Origin of the sequence: Bradyrhizobium sp. 33ap4, assembly GCF_032654765.1 — a bacterium.
Lineage (GTDB): Bacteria > Pseudomonadota > Alphaproteobacteria > Rhizobiales > Xanthobacteraceae > Bradyrhizobium > Bradyrhizobium australafricanum.
Map to the genome: position 1 here is coordinate 167,664 of NZ_JAUMTJ010000001.1, position 20,147 is coordinate 187,810.

18 protein-coding genes are annotated in these 20,147 nt (G+C 65.8%); 9 read left to right on the top strand and 9 right to left on the bottom strand.

Annotated features, from left to right (window positions below):
• Nucleotides 1-169: 169 nt before the first annotated feature.
• Together Q2M23_RS00740 and Q2M23_RS00745 are read right to left on the bottom strand one after the other, a co-directional pair.
• The gene (locus Q2M23_RS00740) at nt 170-1,735 is read right to left on the bottom strand and encodes a DUF4403 family protein (RefSeq protein ID WP_316393683.1); all 1,566 of its coding nucleotides are present in this window, start codon (nt 1,733-1,735) and stop codon (nt 170-172) included.
• Between the two features lie 189 nt (nt 1,736-1,924).
• On the bottom strand, nt 1,925-2,614 hold the full coding sequence (locus tag Q2M23_RS00745; RefSeq protein ID WP_076824069.1) for a L,D-transpeptidase: 690 nt from the start codon (nt 2,612-2,614) through the stop codon (nt 1,925-1,927).
• Nucleotides 2,615-2,867: 253 nt separating this feature from the next.
• Between Q2M23_RS00745 and Q2M23_RS00750 the strand changes: the two genes are divergently transcribed.
• On the top strand, nt 2,868-4,088 hold the full coding sequence (locus Q2M23_RS00750; protein ID WP_253589609.1) for an acyltransferase family protein: 1,221 nt from the start codon (nt 2,868-2,870) through the stop codon (nt 4,086-4,088).
• 23 nt (nt 4,089-4,111) lie between these two features.
• On the opposite strand, the gene Q2M23_RS00755 is transcribed toward Q2M23_RS00750, so the two are convergent.
• Both Q2M23_RS00755 and Q2M23_RS00760 read right to left on the bottom strand, forming a co-directional pair.
• Nucleotides 4,112-4,894 carry a sulfite exporter TauE/SafE family protein gene (locus tag Q2M23_RS00755; RefSeq protein WP_076824231.1) on the bottom strand — a complete coding sequence of 261 codons (783 nt, stop codon included), beginning with the start codon at nt 4,892-4,894 and terminating at the stop codon, nt 4,112-4,114.
• Between the two features lie 117 nt (nt 4,895-5,011).
• Nucleotides 5,012-6,394, bottom strand: coding sequence for a TAXI family TRAP transporter solute-binding subunit (locus tag Q2M23_RS00760; protein ID WP_168857512.1), 1,383 nt, complete (start codon nt 6,392-6,394; stop codon nt 5,012-5,014).
• Nucleotides 6,395-6,532: 138 nt separating this feature from the next.
• On the opposite strand from Q2M23_RS00760, the gene Q2M23_RS00765 reads away from it, so the two are divergent.
• The 3 genes from Q2M23_RS00765 (at nt 6,533) to Q2M23_RS00775 (ending at nt 9,158) form a co-directional block, all read left to right on the top strand.
• Nucleotides 6,533-7,588 carry a glycosyltransferase family 4 protein gene (locus tag Q2M23_RS00765; protein WP_028332589.1) on the top strand — a complete coding sequence of 352 codons (1,056 nt, stop codon included), beginning with the start codon at nt 6,533-6,535 and terminating at the stop codon, nt 7,586-7,588.
• Between the two features lie 33 nt (nt 7,589-7,621).
• Nucleotides 7,622-8,311 carry a class I SAM-dependent methyltransferase gene (locus Q2M23_RS00770; RefSeq protein ID WP_316393684.1) on the top strand — a complete coding sequence of 230 codons (690 nt, stop codon included), beginning with the start codon at nt 7,622-7,624 and terminating at the stop codon, nt 8,309-8,311.
• A gap of 229 nt (nt 8,312-8,540) precedes the next feature.
• Nucleotides 8,541-9,158, top strand: coding sequence for a hypothetical protein (locus Q2M23_RS00775; protein WP_057014961.1), 618 nt, complete (start codon nt 8,541-8,543; stop codon nt 9,156-9,158).
• Nucleotides 9,159-9,556: 398 nt separating this feature from the next.
• On the opposite strand, the gene Q2M23_RS00780 is transcribed toward Q2M23_RS00775, so the two are convergent.
• Nucleotides 9,557-11,221: an aminotransferase class III-fold pyridoxal phosphate-dependent enzyme gene (locus Q2M23_RS00780; RefSeq protein WP_316393685.1), complete on the bottom strand. Its 1,665-nt coding sequence runs from the start codon at nt 11,219-11,221 to the stop codon at nt 9,557-9,559.
• A 34-nt stretch (nt 11,222-11,255) separates the two neighbouring features.
• Between Q2M23_RS00780 and asd the strand changes: the two genes are divergently transcribed.
• Both asd and Q2M23_RS00790 read left to right on the top strand, forming a co-directional pair.
• Nucleotides 11,256-12,122: an archaetidylserine decarboxylase gene (gene asd, locus Q2M23_RS00785; protein WP_316393686.1), complete on the top strand. Its 867-nt coding sequence runs from the start codon at nt 11,256-11,258 to the stop codon at nt 12,120-12,122.
• A 122-nt stretch (nt 12,123-12,244) separates the two neighbouring features.
• Nucleotides 12,245-13,045: an NUDIX hydrolase gene (locus Q2M23_RS00790; RefSeq protein WP_316393687.1), complete on the top strand. Its 801-nt coding sequence runs from the start codon at nt 12,245-12,247 to the stop codon at nt 13,043-13,045.
• Here the strand turns inward: Q2M23_RS00790 and Q2M23_RS00795 are convergent, their stop codons facing one another.
• On the bottom strand, nt 13,046-14,851 hold the full coding sequence (locus Q2M23_RS00795) for a winged helix-turn-helix domain-containing protein (RefSeq protein WP_316393688.1): 1,806 nt from the start codon (nt 14,849-14,851) through the stop codon (nt 13,046-13,048).
• Between the two features lie 163 nt (nt 14,852-15,014).
• Here Q2M23_RS00795 and Q2M23_RS00800 point away from each other — a divergent pair, with 163 nt between their 5' ends.
• From Q2M23_RS00800 to Q2M23_RS00810, 3 genes are all read left to right on the top strand, one after another.
• Nucleotides 15,015-15,320: a nickel-binding protein gene (locus Q2M23_RS00800; protein ID WP_316393689.1), complete on the top strand. Its 306-nt coding sequence runs from the start codon at nt 15,015-15,017 to the stop codon at nt 15,318-15,320.
• 78 nt (nt 15,321-15,398) lie between these two features.
• A complete protein-coding gene (locus tag Q2M23_RS00805) occupies nt 15,399-15,806 on the top strand; it encodes a hypothetical protein (protein WP_316393690.1) in 408 nt (135 codons plus the stop codon).
• A gap of 119 nt (nt 15,807-15,925) precedes the next feature.
• On the top strand, nt 15,926-16,753 hold the full coding sequence (locus Q2M23_RS00810; protein WP_076824088.1) for a class I SAM-dependent methyltransferase: 828 nt from the start codon (nt 15,926-15,928) through the stop codon (nt 16,751-16,753).
• A gap of 91 nt (nt 16,754-16,844) precedes the next feature.
• Here Q2M23_RS00810 and Q2M23_RS00815 read toward each other — a convergent pair whose 3' ends face one another.
• From Q2M23_RS00815 to Q2M23_RS00825, 3 genes are all read right to left on the bottom strand, one after another.
• Nucleotides 16,845-18,413 (bottom strand): FecR domain-containing protein, encoded by a 1,569-nt coding sequence (locus Q2M23_RS00815; protein WP_410469680.1) that lies wholly within the window; start codon nt 18,411-18,413, stop codon nt 16,845-16,847.
• 160 nt (nt 18,414-18,573) lie between these two features.
• Nucleotides 18,574-18,897: a hypothetical protein gene (locus tag Q2M23_RS00820; RefSeq protein WP_057015101.1), complete on the bottom strand. Its 324-nt coding sequence runs from the start codon at nt 18,895-18,897 to the stop codon at nt 18,574-18,576.
• 144 nt (nt 18,898-19,041) lie between these two features.
• Nucleotides 19,042-19,650, bottom strand: coding sequence for an inner membrane-spanning protein YciB (locus Q2M23_RS00825; RefSeq protein WP_316393692.1), 609 nt, complete (start codon nt 19,648-19,650; stop codon nt 19,042-19,044).
• Between the last annotated feature and the right edge of the window lie 497 nt (nt 19,651-20,147).

The following is a 20,147-nucleotide window of genomic DNA, read 5'->3' on the forward strand; positions in this document are numbered from 1 at the left end:
AGTGTTCCCCCTCTCCCCCGCTCTTCGCGGGGAGAGGGTTGGGGTGAGGGGCCTTATCCACGGGTGGCGATTGTCGTGAGACCTGTACCCCCTCACCCGGATTGCTTCGCAATCCGACCTCTCCCCGCAAGCGGGGCGAGGTAAGAGAGCAATCCGCTCGGGCAGTGTCCTACAGCGCCGGTAACGCGGTGACGGCGGCCTTGATGGTGCCGTCGGTTTCCACGATCACCCGCAACGTCTTGGAATCGAAGTCGATCCCGGCCAGCCGGATGCTGTTGACCTCGGCGTCGACGCGGATGCCCTCCTCGTTCTTCTGCAGGTCGGCGATGGCGGCGGCGACCTTGCGCTGCGCGTTGGTCGCGAATGGCTTCAGGTCGACCACCAGCCGGTCGTTGAGGGTCTGCTGCATGTGCGGGATCGCCGCGCGTGCGGCGGCGCCGAGCAGGCCGAACGCGGCCTCGGATTCCACCGCCAGCTCGACGTCGGTCAGCCGCAGCGTCTGCGACGGCTGGTCGAGCCGCGGCCGGCCCCAGATGTGCACGGTCGCCTCGGCGCCCAGCCCGAACCAGCTGGCCTTCTCCTTGGCGTGCACCAGGAGCGAGATAAGAAGCCGGTCGCCGGAGGCGGCGATGCTCGCGCTCTTGACCGTCACGTCGACCGGACCGGAGCCGTCCTCGGGGAAGGTCTTGCCCTTGAGCTGCGCCTCGACCAGCTGGCTCAGCGTGGTGAAGGACAGGTCGACCGGCAGGCCGATCGCGACCTGGCTCGGCATCGGCGGCACGATCGAGAGTTTTTCGGGGAACGGGCAGTTCGGGGTGGTCTGCGCCTCCGTGATCCGCGTCTCGGCCTCGATCCCCATCGTCAGGATCAGCGAGGACGCATCGACTTTCGGCTGCGCGGCGATCGCGCGGGTCGGTCGCAGCTCGAGCCACATCGGCGGCATCGAGGTGGTGCCGCCGGTGCCTTGCAGCGGGATCGAGCGGCAGGCCTTGGCCCATTGCGTGCGGGCGTTGTTCTGGAACACCGGGTCGTTGTGCAATCGGGCCTCGACCACAGAAATCTGGTCGGCGACCGCCTTGTCGATGACAGGCTTGACCTGGGCCGGCACGCTGATGCGGACGCCGGCCGTCGACAGGCTGGTGTCGCCGAGATTGACCTGTGCCTGCAGGTTCGGCTCGATCCGCCAGGACGCGCCGAGCTTCGGCCGCGCGGTGAGGGTGACGTTGCCCTTGATCTCGGCGTTGGCGTTGATGTTCTTGATGTTCACGGCGCCGATCTGCTTGGCGACATTGCCGCCGAGCAGGCTGCCGAGCGCGTCGTTGACCGCACCGGTTGCCTTGGACAACGCGCCGGTGACCTTGAGCGTGCCGTTGATCGGGGTGGTCAGCGTCAGCACGTCCTGCGCGCCGGTGGCCGCGATCGGCCCGCGCGATGCGGTCCAGCCGATGTCGGCATTTTGCAGGATTTGCTGGACCGGGTTGTCGGCCTTGCCGCCGAACGTCTTCGGCGCGCCGCGTTCGGCGGCGTCGCGGATCGCCGACAGCGCGACCGAGACCTGCGCCACGATCGTCGAGGAACGCGGCGCCTGCGGCAGCGGCGGCAGCTCTGCGAGCTTCGGCTTCTGCACGGTGACGCTCGGCGCGAGCCAGTCCATTGCCTTGAGGCTGATCACGAACGAGACCAGCACCACCGCGGTCCCGAGCGCTATCGTCCTTGGATGCATCGGTAGACGCATCATTCCCCCGGATGAAAATCAACTTGACGGCTTGTACAGGCCCCCCGACGAGGGCGCCAGTGTGGCGGGATCAAGCTGCTTCAGGGGCGAAGGCGTTAAGGTTGATGAACGCGACAACGGCCCCGGCACGAGAATGCCGGAGCCGTCGTCGAGGACGCCTTTGTTAAGGACGCCTTGGAAGGGCGAGACCTAGCGGACGGCCGAGCCGAGATCGGCGCGGCGGTCGGTCATCGGCAGCACGATCACCTTGGTGCCGACGCTGACCCGCGAATAGAGGTCGGAGACATCTGCGTTGGTCAGGCGCAGGCAACCGGAGGACACGCGGGTGCCGATCGTCTCCGGCGCGTTGGTGCCGTGGATGCGGTAGATGGTGCCGCCGAGATACATGGCGCGGGCGCCGAGCGGATTGCCGGGGCCGCCGGCCATGTGGCGCGGCAGATAGGGCTGGCGGGCGATCATTTCCGGCGGGGGCGTCCAATCCGGCCACTCCGCCTTCTTGGTGATGGTCTGGGTGCCCGACCAGGTGAAGCCGTCGCGGCCGATACCGATGCCGTAGCGCATGGCCTGGCCGTTGCCGAGCACGAGATAGAGATAGGTGTGCGGGGTGTCGATGATGATGGTGCCGGGCGCCTCGCGCGTCGGATAGGCGACGACCTGGCGGCGCAGGCGGGCGGGCAACTCGACCGAACGGTCTTCCTCCTGCGTCTGCGGCATCGACTGCACCGGCGGCTGCACGGCCTCGGTCGGCGGCGTCAGGATGAAGGGGAACATCGGCAGCGGAGCGGCCGCGGCGGAATTCGAAAAAGCGACGGTGCCAATCGCCAGCGCACCGAAGGCGGCGGCAGCGAGACGTGAGTTCAGCTTGATGGAATTGAACATTGTCGACCCCTGTTGTTTGCGCCCTGCGCGCCAGTTCCGGCGCGTCGTTGGGTCAAAGCAGTACAGGTGAGGCGTTTCAGGACGTTTGCACGAAATCGCCAAAATGGTTTCGTGCCGTTAGGGAATTGTTTCGTGCGTGTTTCGTCGCACGGTTAAGGCCGGGTTGCCGGGAAGGGGGTGTCCCGCCGCAAGACAGTCTTCCTGGCACGGTGCTTGCTGTCCCAGCGCATTGTTTCGGAATGGAGTGGAAATGATGCTGGGGCACACGATCGGCAGCATGCTGGATCGGCAGAAGGGCTTCGGCCCCGGGTTCGATTTTCTCCGTATCGCACTGGCGATTTCCGTCGTCGCCGCCCACGCGCCCTATGTCGCGAGCGGCAGTGGCGACGGCGAGCAGGCGTGGATCGCCTGGTTTCCGCACTACGCCATTCTCGTGATGTTTTTCGCGCTGAGCGGCTTTCTGATCGCGGCGAGCGGCCTGCGGCTCTCCCTAAAGGAATTTCTCACCAATCGCGGCATGCGGATCATTCCGGCGCTTGCGGTCGAGATCGTGCTGTCGGCACTGATCCTCGGGCCGATCTTCACCGCGCTGCCGCTGTCGGACTATTTCGCCAATTTCGGCACCTACAAATACTTCACCAACATCATCGGCCTCGTGAACTACGTCCTGCCCGGCGTGTTCAGCGGAAATCCCGCGCCGGAGGTCAACAGCTCGCTGTGGACGGTGCCGTTCGAATATGGCTGCTACGCGCTGATGACGGTGTTCATCCTGTTCGGCCTGTTGCGCAAGCCGCCGCTCATCGTGCTCGGTGCGCTCGTGCTGGTCGGCATCGGCCTTGCGCTCGTACTCGCCGGGCATGGCGCGCAACCCTCGCAACTGCCCGCCGGGGTCGCCGGCACGCTGCATGACAGGATCTTCAGCACGGCGCCGTTCCTCGGACGCGGCGCGAAGCTGCCGGTCGCGTTCATGCTCGGCATCGCGATCTATCTCTATCGTGACCGCATTCCCTACAACGGATGGCTTCTCGCCGCGTGCTGCGCGCTCTGCGCGGGCGCCGCGCTGCTCGGTCCGGCGGACTGGATGAGCCAGCCGGTGCTCAATCTGCTGATCGCCCCGGCGCTGGTCTATATCACCGCCTATCTCGGCGTTTCGAAGCTGCCGCGGCTGCCGCTGATTTCGCGTGGCGACTATTCCTACGGCATCTATCTCTACGGCTTTCCGGTGCAGCAGGTGGTGCGGGTATGGCTGCCGCACGCGCCCGTGATCGTTCAGTTCGCGATTGCGCTGCTGCTGATCACGCTGTTCGCCGCGTTCTCCTGGCACTGGATCGAGAAGCCGATCCTGAAGCTGCGCAGCCGCTTCTCCTTCGTGGCGCGCGAGCGCCTTGCGCCGGACGACGCGGCCGCGCCGCGCCAGGACATTGCGCCTCTTGCCGTTGCCGCGAGCGCCGTCCGCAGCAGGCACTCCTCCTGACGAGGAGCCAGCACCTTCGCCGTTCAGGAGCTGAGATATCCGGCCGATCCGTCCCACAGCAGCTTGGCCGCGGTGATGACCAGAATGGCGTAGCAGGCGCGGTACAGCGCGCGCTGGTCGAGACGTTCGTGCAGCCGCCATCCGGCCCAGACGCCGACCGGCACCGCCGGCACGCAAAGCGCCATCAGCATCCACAGGCTGCGCGACGGCGTGGCGAGCACGAGCCACGGGCCGGCCTTCAAGAGGTTGCCGACCGTGAAGAACAGGCTAGTGGTGCCGGCGTAGAGCGCCTTCGGCATGCCGAGCGGCAGCAGATAGATCGCAAGCGGCGGCCCGCCCGAATGGGCCACCATCGTGGTGACGCCGGAGGACAGGCCGGCGAACGTCGCCTTGAACGTCGAGCGCGGACGCGGCTTGATCTCGCCGCCGCCGAGAAGCCACAGCGCGGCGAACACCAGCGTCACCACGCCCATCACGATCTCGACGGCATGCCGGTCGAGATCGCGCAGCACGAAATAGCCGAGGCCGATGCCGACGACGAGCGCCGGCAGCAGCATCGCGAGGTCGATGCGCGACCACGTGCTCGGGCGCCAGAACCGCAGCGCGGTGACGTCCATGACGACGAACAATGGTGCCAGCAGCGCGCCCGCCGCGATCGGGTCCATCGCCAGCGACAGCAGCGGGATGCCGACGATGGCAAAACCGCCGCCGAACGCGCCCTTCATGAAGGCGATCAGGAAGACGCCGGCGAAGGCAACCGCGAGCACGAAAGGTCCGGGCAGGTCAGCGACGATGGACGTGATCATGGTGTCGTGCGAAGCGTTGTGGTCATGTACTCAACATGGCCACGCGCGCCTGCATGCGCAATCCAAACATTGCTCTCGGTGCACATTGCTCTCGGTGCAATTCGGCGTGCACGCGGCCTAGCCGGCGCGCATCCGCGGCAGGCCCGGCTTGTCGCCGTTGATCACGGCGCGGCGGTCGGAGACGGCGTGATGGAATTGCTCGAGCGTCAGCCCGATCACCGAGAGATCGCCTTCCTCGATCGCGCCGTCGTCGTAGCAGTCGAGCGCCTCGCGCAACAGGGCATCCGCGTCGCCCTGCATGGCGGCGAGCTGTTCCGGCGTCTCGGCGCCGCGCACCTGCGAGATCAGGGTCAGCAGATTGTCGCGATGGGTGATGTAGTGCTCGCGCTCGTCGCGCTTCACGTAGTGGCGCAGCCAGGCGCCGGCCGAGCCGAGGCCGGAGAGCAGCAGGATGCCGCCCCAGATGTAGTCGGAGTATTTTTCGAGGAAGGTGCGCTCGGTGCCGTCGATATAGGCGGCCGCGCCCTGATGCGCCGGCAGCGCGGCGTCCTTGTCGGTGTCGGGCTTCTCGATCTTTGCCGCCGCCGGCAGATCGCGCGCGACCTGGAGGCGCAGCGTGAACAGCTGCCGGTCGAGCGCGCCGACGGTCGCCTCGCTCAGCGCATGCTGCGCGATGATGAGGTGATTGACGCTGACGGTCTCGACCTTGTCCTCGGGCCGCGCCGGCGACGAGGAGAAGATGCTGCCGGCGATCTCCTCGGACTCATAGCGCGGATGCTTCTGCGCGATTGCCTCCGAGACATCGACCGGGAGGAAGACCGGCTCGCCGCGCGCCGCCGCCGTCGCCGTAATCGCTTCCGCCGTTATCTTGCTGTCGAGCGGGCCGACGGTCATGTAGGCATCGAGCGAGGGGTCGCGCGCGAGGTCGGCGATCTTGTTGACGGCGAACTGGCTGACCGCGACCTTGTCGGGGTTGACGCCGGACTCGGTCAGGATCACCCGCAGCAGCGTGACGTTGGCCTGGGTGCTGCCGACCACACCGACCTTGTGGCCGGCGAGATCGTCGATGCTCTTGATCTTCGCGGACCGCCGCTTGCCTTTGGCGCCCGAGGGCGCCCACAGCACGACGACATTCTTGCGCAGGATCGCAACCGACTCGGCGCTCGCGGGCAGATCGAGGTCGCCGCGCACCACCGCGAGGTCGACCTTGTTCGCCGTGAACAGTGCGATGCTCTCGGCGGAGCCCTGCGTCGTGACCGGCTTCAGCCGCACCGAGCTGCCGTCGTGCGTAAAGACCTGGGCGAAGCCCTGGATCAGCTTGACGTCCTCGCTGCCGGTCGGGCCGACCGCGATCGCGAGCGTCACCGGACGCAGCGCGTAATACAGCGCGCCGGCGGCGAGGCCGAACACAAGCATGCCGGCCGCAAGGATCAGCAGCGACGAGTTTCGCCGCCTGAGCCTGCGGCGCTTGGCGCCGGGATTTTCACTCTGCTCCGACATCTGGCTGTCACGTTACACGAAAAATCGGCCGTTTGCCGTGAAAAACAACCTAACATTTCGATGACGTCATACGTTTGAAACATCCATGTCAGAACGTCGTGCGAGCAGAATCAAGATTAACGATTTGGATCTCCTGCAATGCGCATACTCGTTGCGACCGATGCCTGGCATCCGCAAGTCAACGGCGTGGTCCGGACGCTGACGTCGCTTGCGCGCAGCGCAGCCGGGCTCGGCGCCGAGATCGAATTCCTCACTCCCGACGGTTTCCGCTCGGTCGGCGTGCCGACCTATCCTGGCCTGCGCGTGGCGCTGCCGAACCGCCGCGAGATCGCGCGCCGGATCGAGGAGGCCGCGCCCGAGGCGATCCACATCGCGACCGAAGGGCCGATCGGCTGGGCGGTGCGCGGCTATTGCCAGCGCAACAAGCTCGCCTTCACCACATCCTATACAACGCGCTTCCCGGAATATGTTTCGGTTCGCACCGGAATTCCCGACAGCGTCGGCTACGCGGTGCTGCGCCACTTCCACGCCGCCGGGTCGATGACGATGGTCGCGACCGACTCGCTGCGCAGCGAGCTCGCCGAGCGCGGCTTCCGCAGGCTCGGCTTCTGGACCCGCGGCGTCGACACCAGGATCTTCAATCCGGACCAGCCGGCGGTGCTCGATCTGCCGCGGCCGATCTTCATGACCATGGGCCGCGTCGCGGTGGAGAAGAATCTCGACGCCTTCCTGTCGCTGGACCTGCCGGGCTCCAAGGTCGTGGTCGGCGACGGCCCGCAAAGGGCGGCATTGGAACAGAAATATCCCGACGCGATTTTCCTCGGCGAGAAGAAGGGGCAGGATTTGACCTCGCACCTCGCCGCCGCCGACGTCTTCGTGTTCCCGAGCCTGACCGACACCTTCGGCGTCGTGCAGCTCGAGGCGCTGGCCTGCGGCACGCCGGTTGCGGCATTCCCGGTCACCGGCCCGAAGGACGTCATCGCCAACCATCCGATCGGCGCGATCGACAACGACCTGCGCAGCGCCTGCCTGCGCGCGCTGACGATGTCGCGCGCCGACTGCCGCAATTTTGCGTTGGAGCGTTCCTGGGAAAACAGTGCGCGTCAGTTCATCGGCAATCTGGCCACGCTGCAGCCGAGCCGCGCGCCGCGGCCCGCCCGCCGCGTTGCCGGCCGCAGCGCGGTTCCGAATTAACACCTCAATCGAACGAGAGACGAGAGACGATCTATGGCTGAAATCATCAAGCTGGGTGCCGACCGTTCCATGGACTTCGACCGCGACACGGTCGAGCAGGCCTATGACCGCTGGGCGCCGATCTACGACCTCGTGTTTGGCGGTGTGTTCAGCAAGGGCCGGCAGGCCGCGATCCAGGCCACCAACAAGATCGGCGGCCGGGTGCTCGAGGTCGGCGTCGGCACCGGCATCTCGCTGCCGCTCTATAGCCCGAACGTCCGCATCTTCGGCACCGACATCTCGGAAGCGATGCTGGAGAAGGCCAAGAAGCGGGTCGCGGAGCGGGGCCTGAAGAATGTCGAGGGCCTCGCGGTGATGGACGCCGAAAAGCTCGAATTCCCCGACAATTCGTTCGACGTGGTGATGGCGCAGTACGTGCTGTCGGCGGTGCCGAACCCGGAAGCCGCGCTCGACGAGTTCGCCCGCGTGGTTCGTCCGGGCGGCGAACTGATCATCCTGACCCGCGTCAGCGCCGATGCCGGCGTGCGCCGCTTCATCGAGCAGAAGCTGCAGCCGGTGGTGCGCCCGCTCGGGTTCCGGACCGCCGAATTCGCCTGGTCGCGCTACACCAAATGGCTCGCCGGCGCGCGCGGCATGGAGCTCGCGGAGCGCCGCCTGATTCCGCCGCTCGGCCACTTCTCGCTGGTCCGCTTCCGCAAGGCGGATGTCGCCAAAGCCGCCTGAGGCGGCCCAGCCCGCCGCTCCTCCCGGGTGAGGTAGCGCACAGCGCGCCCGAAGCCGGGAGGCTACGATCTCCTTCGCCTGATCTCCGCAGATTTCGTCGGGATGAGGCGAGACCCTGCTCCGGTTGCGTCAAGGCGTCGCTCCGCATTGTCATATGTCATTATGATGATGTCACACGCGATACATCGAATCCCTGTAAATCCTGTTCCGAAAGATGTTGGGGGAACCAATGATCAAGAATTTCCTGCAAGAGCTGCGTACCCAGCGTTGGGATGACCATCGCTTCTACCATCACAGCCGGATCAACCAGAGCCTGCACTTCGTCAGCGCGCTGAGCTTCCTGTTCGCCTATGTGATGCTGTTCTTCGATCCGGTCGTGTCGGCGCTGGTCGGCTGGCTGGTCTCGATGACCTCGCGCCAGGCCGGTCACTTCTTCTTCGAGCCGAAGGGCTACGACCACGTCAACCAGGCGACCCACGAGCACAAGGAAGATATCAAGGTCGGCTACAATCTGCAGCGCAAGGTCGTGCTGATGGCGATCTGGGCGCTGTCGCCGATGGTGCTGTACTTCGATCCGACGCTGTTCGGCCTGTTCAAGCCCTGGGTCACGATGGGCGACTTCACCCGCCAGGTGGCCAAGATCTGGCTCGTGGTCGGCATCGGCGGCCTCTTGTTCCGCACCATCCATTTGTTCTTCATCCGCGACGTCGAGACCGGCCTCGTCTGGATGACCAAGATCGTCACCGACCCGTTCAACGACCTGAAGCTCTATCACAAGGCGCCGCTGTTCCTGATGAAGGGCGAACTGATCGATCCGGGTCTCGAGAAGCACGTCAAGCACGCCTGATCGTTGCTCCCAGCGTCTTCAAACTGCGTCATGCCCGGGCTTGTCCCGGGCATCTACGTCTTAGGATTACGGCGGATCATCACTTGAGCGCCTTCGACCGCGCGTACACGTCATCTCGCCCCGCTTGCGGGGAGAGGTCGGATCGCGCCAGCGATCCGGGTGAGGGGGGCTCACCACGAGTCCGTCCATTTCCGATTTTATGGATGCAGCCCCTCACCCCAACCCTCTCCGCGCAAGCGCGGGGCGAGGGAGCAGGGGAGCCGCGCGTTGCCTCAGCGCCTGAACTTCACGGTGACGACCTAAACGCCGTCATTCCGGGGCGATCGCGCCAGCGAGCGAACCCGGAATCTCGAGATTCCGGGTTCGATGCTGTGCATCGCCCCGGAATGACGGTGTGCTCAGCGGCCGAACCTCACAGCGACCATCTCCTTCAGGATCTGCCGCTTGATGTTCTTGTTGGTGAGGCCGGCCTTGTGCCACCACCAGCCGTCGCGCTTCATCTTCTCGGCTGCCGCGACGAAGCGGTCGCTGACCTCGGCGAAGTCGGCGTCGGTGTAGTTCAGGGTGAAGATCAGGCGGCCGGTGCCGACCCAGCTCAGCGCCAGTCCCTCGGCCCGCAGATAGTATTGCAGCATCCAGTTGTAGCGCGACGGCTCGGTGTAATAGACGGTCCAGATCGACGAGATGTTGCCGACGCGAACCGGCAAGCCTTGCGCGGCGAGGCGGTCGTTGAGCGCCTTGGCACGGCCGTTCCAGGTCTCGTCCAGCCCGTTGTAGATCGAGCGGAAATTCGGGCTGGCGAGCCGGCTCAGGAACTCGTCCATCGCCGTCATCACATAGGGATGCGAGTTGAAGGTACCGCGGGCGAAGCAGATGTCGGCCGGGCGGTCGTCGCGGAAGCGCCGCATCAAATCCTTGCGGCCGCACACCACGCCGACCGGAAGCCCGCCGGCCAGGCTCTTGCCGTAGGTCGCCATGTCGGCCTTGACGCCGAAATATTCCTGGGCGCCGCCGGCGGCGAGGCGGAAGCCGACGAACACCTCGTCGAAGATCAGGACGATGCCGCCTTCGGTGCACACCTCGCGCAGCTTCTTCAGCCATTCGGTGTAGGCGGCGCGGTCGTATTTGGAAGAACGCGCGGAGTCGACCAGCGCGGAATCGCCGGGTGCGTTGGAATTGGGATGCAGCGCCTGCAGCGGGTTGACCAGCACACAGGCGATGTCGCTGCGCGTCCGCAGCACGTGCAGCGTCTTCTCCGACATGTCGGCGAGCGTGAAGGTCTCGTGCGGCGACACCGGGTTGCCGACGCCGGGCTGCACGTCGCCCCACCAGCCGTGATAGGCGCCGGCGAAGCGCACGAGGCGCCTCCGCTTGGTGTGGTAGCGCGCGAGCCGCACCGCCTGCATCACGGCCTCGGTGCCGGACATATGGAACGAGACCTCGTCGAGGCCGGACAGCTCGCAGAGCCGCTTGACGTTGTCGGCAATGACCGGGTGATAGGGACCCAGCACGGGGCCGAGCGCGTGGGCGCGCTTCTCACCCTCGGCGATGCACTCCTTGTAGAAGTCGTTGCCGAAGATGTTGACGCCGTAGGAGCCGGTCAGGTCGTAGAAGACATTGCCGTCGACGTCGGTGACGGTGACGCCGCTGGAGGCCTCGACGAAGGCCGAGGTGCCGAGATGCTCGCGCACCAGGCGGCTGTACTGGAACGGCACGCGGTAGGTTTCGGTGAACTGCAGGTCGGAGATGCGCTCCGTGACCTCGGCGGTCAGCGCGCGGCCCTTGGGGTAGCGATCCCCGTAGAGGCCGGCGAGGCGGAAGAAGCCGTCCTGGCGCTGCATCGCGACGTCCTTCGGCGCGCCGTCGGAGCGGAAGAAGTCGTCGATGTCGAATTCGTAGTGCGGGACCATGCGCGCGACCATCTTGGACATCTTGGAATGTCCGGTCAGCGAGCGGTGCTTGGCGCGCGACAGCGCGATGCGGGCCTGGATTTTGGGGAAAGCTGCGGCGGCGCCGGCAAGCGCGGCGGCGGACAGCGAGAGAATCGGAAGGGATGTTTCCATGACAGAAGCGCTAGCCTCAGCACCTAACAGATTCATGACAGTCAAGGGCCTGATCTCGGCATTCACCCAGCAGGAAGACCTCAATTTCCTGCTCACCAACCGGATTCCGCGGGCCGCGCTGACCCGCTTCATGGGCTGGTTCTCCAAGGTCGAGAACCCCCTGGTGCGCGACGCCTCGATCGCCTGCTGGAAGCTGTTCTCCGACCTCGATCTGTCGGAGGCCAAGAAGACCGAGTTCAGGAGCCTGCACGATTGCTTCACCCGCGAGCTCAAGCCCGGCCTGCGTCCGGCCGCTGCCGATCCTGCCATCATCGCGAGCCCGTCGGATGCGATCATCGGCGCGCATGGGCGGATCGAGGACGGGCAATTGTTCCAGGTCAAGGGCGCGCCCTATTCGCTGCTCGATCTGGTCGGCGATCCGGCGCTCGTGGAGCAGCACCGGAACGGCCGCTTCGTCACGCTGCGGCTGACCTCGAGCATGTACCACCGTTTCCACGCGCCCTATGATCTTGCCATCGACAAGGTGACGTTCATTCATGGCGACGTCTGGAACGTCAATCCGATCGCGCTGAAGCGGATCGAGCGGCTGTTCTGCAAGAACGAGCGCGCGGTGCTGCGCGCCAAGCTGCCAACCGGCGAGGCACTGACGCTGGTTCCGGTCGCGGCGATCCTTGTCGCCAGCCTCCGCCTGCATTTCCTCGATATCACGCTGAACGCGCAGTCGCGGGGCCTGGTGGATTTTTCCTGTAACGCGCATGTGAAGAAGGGCGATGAACTCGGCTGGTTCGAACACGGCTCGACGATCATCGTGCTGGCGCCCGGCAATTTCGAATTCTGCGACAACGTCGCGGAGGGAACGCGGATCAAATGCGGCGAGCCGCTGCTGCGGAAGCCTTTATAGCCTTGTTTCCATAGCGCTCATCGTTTGAGCATGAAAACCGGTTTCCACTTTTTCCGATCATGCTTTAGAGTAGCCGGGATCGTCGTGCGACGATCCTAAATCGCAAACCTGATGGACACGAGATGGCGCGGACGCCTGTTCTGGCGGCGGGAGGCATTGTGCTGCGGCGGGACGCACCGCAGCGCTTCGCCGTGGTGCGGCTGCGCAAGCGCAATGAATGGGTGTTGCCGAAAGGCAAGCTCGACGACGGCGAGACGCCGCGCGCCGCTGCCGAGCGCGAGGTGCTCGAGGAAACCGGCCATGACGTCGACGTGCACGAATTCCTCGGCACGCTGGTCTATGATTCAGGCGGCCGATCCAAGGTGGTGCATTACTGGCGCATGGATGCCGGCGGCAAGCCGGTGCGGGCGCTGATGAGCGACATCCGCGAGGTGGACTGGCTGCCGCTCGATGCGGCACTCGAGCGTCTGTCGCGCGGCTACGAGCGCGCGTTCCTGGAAAATGTCGGACCGATCGCGTTGCAGGCCGCGGCGCTCACCGAGCGCGAGCGGCGCGCGCGGGCGAGAGCCGTGGCCGCAGAGCGCCGGCGGATTCGCGAAGCCGCAGTGCCACAGGTCATCGACGAGCAGGAGGTCACCGACGCGCCTGATGTTGCCGATGCGGCTGCGCCGGCGGAGACGCCGGCCATCGATCAGCCGCCACTCGCGCAAAGCGAGCCCGATCCGCCGGCCATGGCGCCGCAAGACGTTCCGGTGGCCGCACCCGATGCAACTGCCGAGACCGAGCGGGGCGCCGAGACGGTCGTCCCTGACCAAGCGCCGCCATTCGTGCACGAGGTCGTGCCGGCCGGCGCGGCACCTCAGGCCACGCCGCGCAAGAATCTGATCGAACGCGTGCGCGACTGGCTGCGCCGCGCGGCGTGATCACCCGCACATCTGACGTCGTGCCGTTGGCTGCCAGGCGTCAATGTCACGCTGCAAGGCAAGACACTCGGCAAGACGCTTGGGCGAGCCCAGGTCACGGGCCAGAAGCTGTGCCGCATGAACTTCGGCCATGGCGCCGCGAACATCTCCATGCTCCAGCTGGAGGCTGGAGATCTGAAGCCTCAGTCGCACGATCTGAACCCGCCCCTCGATGCTGGACCACAGCTGGCGGGCGAGATGGAGATGCCGCATGGCTGTTTCATGGTCCTGCCGGGAAAGCGCGAGGATCGCCTGTGCTTCGTTGGTGAGCGCGCGGATCGAGGGCATCGGCCAGCGATCCGGACTTCCCGACAGTTCGCAGATCAATGCCTTCGCTCGAACGGTCCGATGCGTGTGCGCGGCAACCAGCGCCAGATGCGCGAGCAGGATTCCGCGTCGCTGCAGCGTCCACCAGGTCTTGCCGATCAGGCTCCGCTCGAGGCTTGCATAGGCGGCCTCCGCTTCCCCTCTTGCGAGCAGCAGCATGGCGCGGCCCGGCTCCGGGCACCAGCCCAGCGTGTAAGCCCTGTCATAGGCTTCGAGCGCTGCGTCGTCATTGCCGATCGCCGCCTGAATATCGCCCAGCACCCGGTTGGCATCGCCAAGCGACCAGGGCGCATCGCTGGTCAGGCGTCCGAGCGCGTCCTGAATGCGCGACAGCGCTTCGTCGAGCGAGCCTCTGATGCCGAGCACCTCGGAGCGGTGCAGCTGGCACGAGCCCGTCAATTCCATGCCGCTGCCCGAGCAAAAGTTCTGGTAGCTCCGCGTCCACTGGTCGGCGCGTGCCCAATCTCCGAACATCCGGGCCGCCCAGAGGATGTTGCAATAGAGGTTGCCGCCCATGATCGGGTCCAGATTGTTGCTGGACAGGGCAACTGCGGCGGCATGGTCCTGATCGGACAGTCCTCCGTGTGTGTCGCCGAGGCACAGCCGATAGAAGCCGCGATAGGCCAGGCTCAGCGCTTCGATATTGATCGCATCCTTGTATCTGACGGCGGTGTAGGCAGCGTCGGCCAACGCGAGTGCCTGTTCCGGCTCGCCATCGAAAGCAGCCAGTTTCGACTTCATCCATAACACCAGGGCCGTCGTCGGAGGATCGTCGAGCGTTGAAGCCCAATCTTCCGCCCGCGCGAGCCAGCCCTTTCCGATCGCGGCCTGGCCGCTTTCGAAATGCAAGGCCGAGAGTGCTATCGCGTCGACCGTGGCGCCTGCCGCGTCACCGGCCTGGCTGCGTGCGCTGACCGCGCGAACCAGAATCGGAATCGCTGCCGTGGCCCTGCCGAGGCACTGCAGGGCAAGCGCCCAATCGTGCAGATCTTCAGCGTTGAGCTGGCCGCTTTCATCCGCGCTCGCGAACAGGGTCGCTGCCTGCAACCACAATTGTCCGGCCGCTGCGCGTCGGGCGAGACCGATTGCACCGACGGTGCCATCGACTTGCTTGGGGTCGATGCGTTCCGGCTGCCGGATCTCGGACTCGAGGAAGAAGCGATAGCCTTTGCCCGGCAGATTTCGGATCGCGCCGTCCATGCCGCCGTTGCGCAGCGCGGCGCGCAACGCACTCACCGCCCGCTGCAGCGAGTTGTCTGTGACCGTCACATCCGGCCAGACGGCTTCGAGGAGTTCTTCCTTGGGGATGACCCGGTCGCGGTGTCGAACCAGATAAATCAGCAGATCGAACACACGCGGCTGCAATGGGACCTCTTGGCGCGCGCACAGCAACACGCGTCCAGCTTCATCAAGCTCGAACAGTCCAAATGAGAATGCCATGTGTATGAGTGCGGGCTCGGCGGAAAAGGTTCAGGCAAGGATCAGACAAAGATCAGGCAATGATCAGTCCGCGGTAAGGACAGTCGGCATCGACAGCGCCTATAGCTGATCATGGCTCGCCATGAGCGCCGGCCGTTCAATAATTGCAACCGAGGAGATTTCGATGGAACTCTATGTCATTCGCCGTCCGAGCGCTTGGGCGGACATGAGCGAGCTGGAACTCGCCGGCGCAACGTCCGCAAGGGTCGGCGACGAGCAGATGCCGGACCGTGTCCGCTGGATCCGCAGCTATGTGGTGCACGAGGCGGATGGTCGCATCGGCACATTCTGCATATACGAGGCGCGTGACGGTGACTCGATCCGGGAGCATGCGCGCTGCGTCGGCATGCCGGGCGAGGAATTCTACAAGGTCGCGGCAACCGTGGTGGTGCGTGGTGATCCGGTCCAACCGCCCATTGCGGCCGAATGACGCCTGCGCGGCGTCGCATGGCGTATCCCGACCAAACCTGATCCGGAGCGCCATCACACTTCGATCAAGGAAACAATTATGTCGATTTCATTCATGGAATCCATTTCAAGTCAGGTACGAAGGCATTTTTCCTTCCTGCTTTTGCGGATCCGCCGGATCGTCAATCAATCGGTCGCAGGCATGCTCGCCCATCGCGAGCGGCAGGCCAGTCGCCTGATGCCGCGCGACGCCGGCGGCCAGTCGAAGGGCGCCGGGAACCGCTGCTCACGGCCGATCGGGCGAAGCGCGCTGCTCGGGCTGGTGATCGCGGGTTTGTCCTCGCCCGTGTTCACCCGAGCGGAGGAACCTGTCGTTCTGGAGCATCGTGCAGCTCCGGCGCAGCAGGCCGCCTCGACGCAGCGTAGCAGCCACGGCTGCAGGCATCGCTCGGACTGGAGCATAGTTGCCGCATCGACCATCCCGGTCCTGCTCGACCGCCGCACATAGCGCGCAGCACATTTGAAGTCATTGCACTGCTCGACGCCGTTTTTTGGCGCAACCCGCGGACTTTCGGCGAAGCCGGCGGCCTCGCCGCGAGCCGCATCACATTTTCAAAGGAGATGCACATGAACGTTCAGACCGAAATGCCGACCATCGATCTTGCCGCCGTCAAGGCGCGCCAGCAAGCCACCTGGAGTGCGGGCGACTATGCGATCGTCGGCACCACGCTCCAGATCGTCGGCGAGATGCTCTGCGAGGCAGTCGACCTGCGCAGCAATCAGATGGTGCTCGACGTCGCCGCCGGCAACGGCAATGCGACGCTGGCTGCGGCGCGGCGCTTTGCCGACGTGGTCTCGACCGACTACGTCGCGGCGTTGCTCGAGCGCGGCCGCGAGCGGGCGGCGGCGGAGCGTCTGCCCATCACGTTCCAGGAAGCGGACGCGGAGAAGCTGCCGTTTGCCGATGCCAGCTTCGATGTCGTGCTGTCGACCTTCGGGGTCATGTTCACCGCCGACCAGCAGCAGGCGGCGAATGAACTGCGCCGCGTCTGCCGCATCGGCGGCAAGATCGGCCTCGCAAGCTGGACGCCGGAAGGTTTCATCGGCCAGCTGTTCAAGACCATCGGGAAGTATGTGCCGCCGGCGCCGGGCGTGAAGTCTCCCGCGCTGTGGGGCACCGAGGCGCATCTCGGCGCCTTGTTCGGCCCGCAGGCGACGCTCGATGCCAGGCGCAGGCACTTCAATTTCCGTTACAGGTCGCGCGAGCATTTCCTCGAGATCTTCCGCACCTATTACGGGCCCGTGCTGAAGGCGTTCGGGGCGATCGATCCGGTCAAGCAGCAATTGCTCGCCGCCGACATGTTCAGCCTGATGGACCAGTTCAATATCGCCAGGGACGGCACGCTGGTGATCCCGAGCGAATATCTGGAGGCCGTGATCACCAGGCGCGGCTGACCTGCCGCTCGGCATTGGTCGATCTGTGCATGGCGCCGGCGTAACTCGCCGGCGCCATTCGCTCGTTTGATCGACATTGCTGTGATCTCAGTTACTGGCGCTTGTCCCTGGGTGGAGGCTTCGCGCCGCGCGGCGGAGGCGGCGCGCGCCGTTGCTGGAAGCCTGGCCGCGCCTGCACCGCGGGCCGTTGTATGCCCGGTGCGGCTTGCTGGATGCCGGGTCGGATCTGGCCGGGCGCCTGCGGCACGGGCTGCGCTGTGCCTTGTCGCGGCGCGCCCGATTGACCCGGCTGGGCCGCTGGTGGTCCTGGCTGGCGCACGCCGCCCGGCGCCTGGGTGCGGCCGGGCTGCAGACCGCCTTGACGTGCCGGCGATTGTTGTCCGCCGGGTTGCGTCGTGCCGCCTTGGCGCGCGGGCTCTTGCGTGGGGGCTTGGCGCGTTGGCTGTTGTCCCGCCGGCTGTTGTCCGGCTGGCGTCTGGACGCCGGGCGCGTGCGGCAGCGTCGCGCCGCCGGGTTGGCCGGGCAGCGCATGCTGTGCGCCGCCTTGCTGCTGCGTGCCGGGCCGCTGCTGCGAACCTTGCCGGCCAGGCGTGCCCGGTTGCTGGCCGGGACGGTTCGGCTGACCGGGCTGCTGCATCTGGCCCGGACGGTTCTGCTGACCCGGCTGCTGCGGCGTGTTGCGGTTCTGGCCCGGCAGGCCGTTCTGGCGCTGCGGGTTCGGCTGCACGGGCTGGCCGCGGTTCGGATAGGGCGCGGCCGGATTGGCCCTGCGGAAATCGGGATTGGCGCGGCGGAAGTCGCGCTGCTCGGTCACGACCTGGCGGCCCAGCGTCTGCGCGCTATGGACCTGGCGCACAAAGCCCTGGTCGCGCGTGATCTGTTGCGGCGAGATCGTCAGCGGCACCGCGGCGAAGCGGGCACCGCCGGTGCCCGGACGAATCGCAAAGCCGCTGGCGCCGCGCGTCAGCACGCCGAGCGAGGCACCGCTGCGGTCGTTGACCTCGATGCGGCCGACATGTCCGTCGGCGTCGGGATAGAGCTTGATGCCGACATTCCTGCTGGTCGCGGTGGCGCCTTCGGGCACCTCGACGAGACCGGTGGTGCCGCGGATGCCGAGCGTCGCGGTCGGGGTCGAGATCTTCATGTCGCCGGTTTTGGCGACCGCGGCGGCGACGAAGGCCGCCGTTCCCTTGGTGACGTTGAACAGCGCGCTGTTCTGTTGGCCGCCGTCCTCATAAACGTAATTGTCGATCGTGATCCTGGCATTGGCGCGCAGGTTGAAGGTGGTGCCGTCGTTGAAGGTGATGCCGAGCGAGGAGGTCCCTGATGTCGCGACCTCGTCATTGGCAAAGATGTCGTCGCGGATCTGCAGCGGCGTCGCGGTGCTGTTGCGCGTGACGGTCGCGGTTCCTGTCAGTGTCGCCACGTTGCCGATCGGCTCGGGCGCTGCGGGCTGCGCGCTCGCGGCCGGCGCCGGCGTTGCAGGCGCGGGTGTTGCGGGAGCGGGCGTAGGCGGCGTCGGACTCGGCGCCGGGGCGGGCGCCTGTGCAGGTTGCGCCTGTGCAAGCCGCGTCAAGTCCGGCGCAGCATTGGCCGCTGATTGCCAACCGATCGTGACGCCGGCGCCAAGCAGAAGCGCAAAGAGAAGGCTGCGGCGCATCGCCATCGATTCCCGGGGGAGGCAGTGGGGACCGCAATTGAGCCGCGTCAGGCTGAATGCCGGATGAACGGTCGTGCCTTGTTGTCATGGCGGACCGAAACGATCAAGCACCGCGCTCCGTTGCCGGAAGCGCGGTGCCTGGTCGCTGTTGGGGTTTTGCTTAGCCGCGCTTGTGAGGAGTGATATTGAGCGGTTTCGCCGGCTTGGCCGCGGGCGCATAATTCGCGGGTTGCGCAGCCGCCGGCGGCACGTAGTGGAACACCGCCTTGCAGCCGTCGCTGAGCAGCGCGCGCTGACGGATCATGCAGGCGGTGACGCGATCGACGTCGGGGATTTCCGAGCTGCACAGCCGCATGGCGTCGCTGGTGCACATCTGCTGCTGCTCGTCGGTGTAGGCATAGGACGCCGAGGTCAGCAGACCGAGCGTGAACGCGGTTGCCGCCAGCAGTTTGCCGTGACGAAGCGCGGAAGCGGTGAAAGCCATCATGTCCCCCTTGTGATCGCGCCGAAGCAGCGCGTTGTCGAACCGATCACTAGGCAGGCTTGGTTTCAGCAATTCTTCGTTGTCACGGCAAAATGGTTTCGTCGCGCGGGCCGTTTGTTTCGTCGACCACACCCCGGTCGGGGGCTACGGCGCAGCCGGTGCCCCTTCGAGCGCGAGCACGGCCTCGCGCTGCGTCTCCGGCATGGCGCGGATACGGCGCCTCGCGGTGAGGCGGAGCGCGGCAAAGCCGCCGAGGAACACCACGATCTTGCTCAAGATGCCGAAGATCGGCATCACGACGGCCCATGTCGTGATCTCGCAGGTCAGCGCGACGATGGCGTTCACCGCGGCGGAGATGAACATCAGGGCGGCCCAGGCATAGCCGACCTTGACGGCGACATCGGGCACGACCTTCTGTGCGATCTCGGGCAGGTAGCGGTTGAGCCAGCCGGGCTTCAGCATCACGACGCCGACGATGGCGTAGATCACGCTCGGCTTGAACAGCACGAAGCGCGGGTCGTGGGTCAGCAGCGTGGCGGAGCCGGCGGCGACGACCAGGAACAGGCTCAGCCATTCCATGGTGTCGATCCGTTTGCCGCGCACCATCTGGACGCCGATCTGCACGACGCCGAATGCGATGCCGAGGCCGACCGCGAGCGCGGTGTTGTGCGTCAGCAGGAACAGAACAAGAAAGACAAGCGTCGAGGCGAGATCGAGGGCCAACAGCCTGGCCGCGGTGAGGAAATGCTTCATTGGTCGCCGGTCGCCCGCAGGTTCAATTCATTTTCGACAATGCGGCTCTTATAGCGGGTCCGGCGACGCACATGAAGCGACCGCCGGGCAGATATAAGCGGTTACCTGAAGGGCGACCGCAAGACTCGCCCCGCCGTTGCACGGCGCAGCGCTGCACGCGCATCGCATTCGAGCCCCTCATCGCGATCATCGAGCTGTAGTTGTGGCGGAGTGAACGCAAAACAGCACAGCGCCGGCGGGGGCGGCCGCCGGGCGCTGAACTCATGCCTGTCGAATGTCCTAGAACACGCCGAGAATAATGGCGCCGACGAAGGCTAACGCGATGTACGCGGCCACAATGCTCAGCTTGCTCAGCAGAGGACTCGCGAAATCCATTGGGGAAACTCCCTCGGTTCACACACGCTGCCCGCATTAACGTCAAAGCTAGCAAGGGGTTCCAGGCCGAAAAAGGCAGTCTTGTTGTCAGGCTCGCTATTCGCGGCAATGCCGCATTGCGA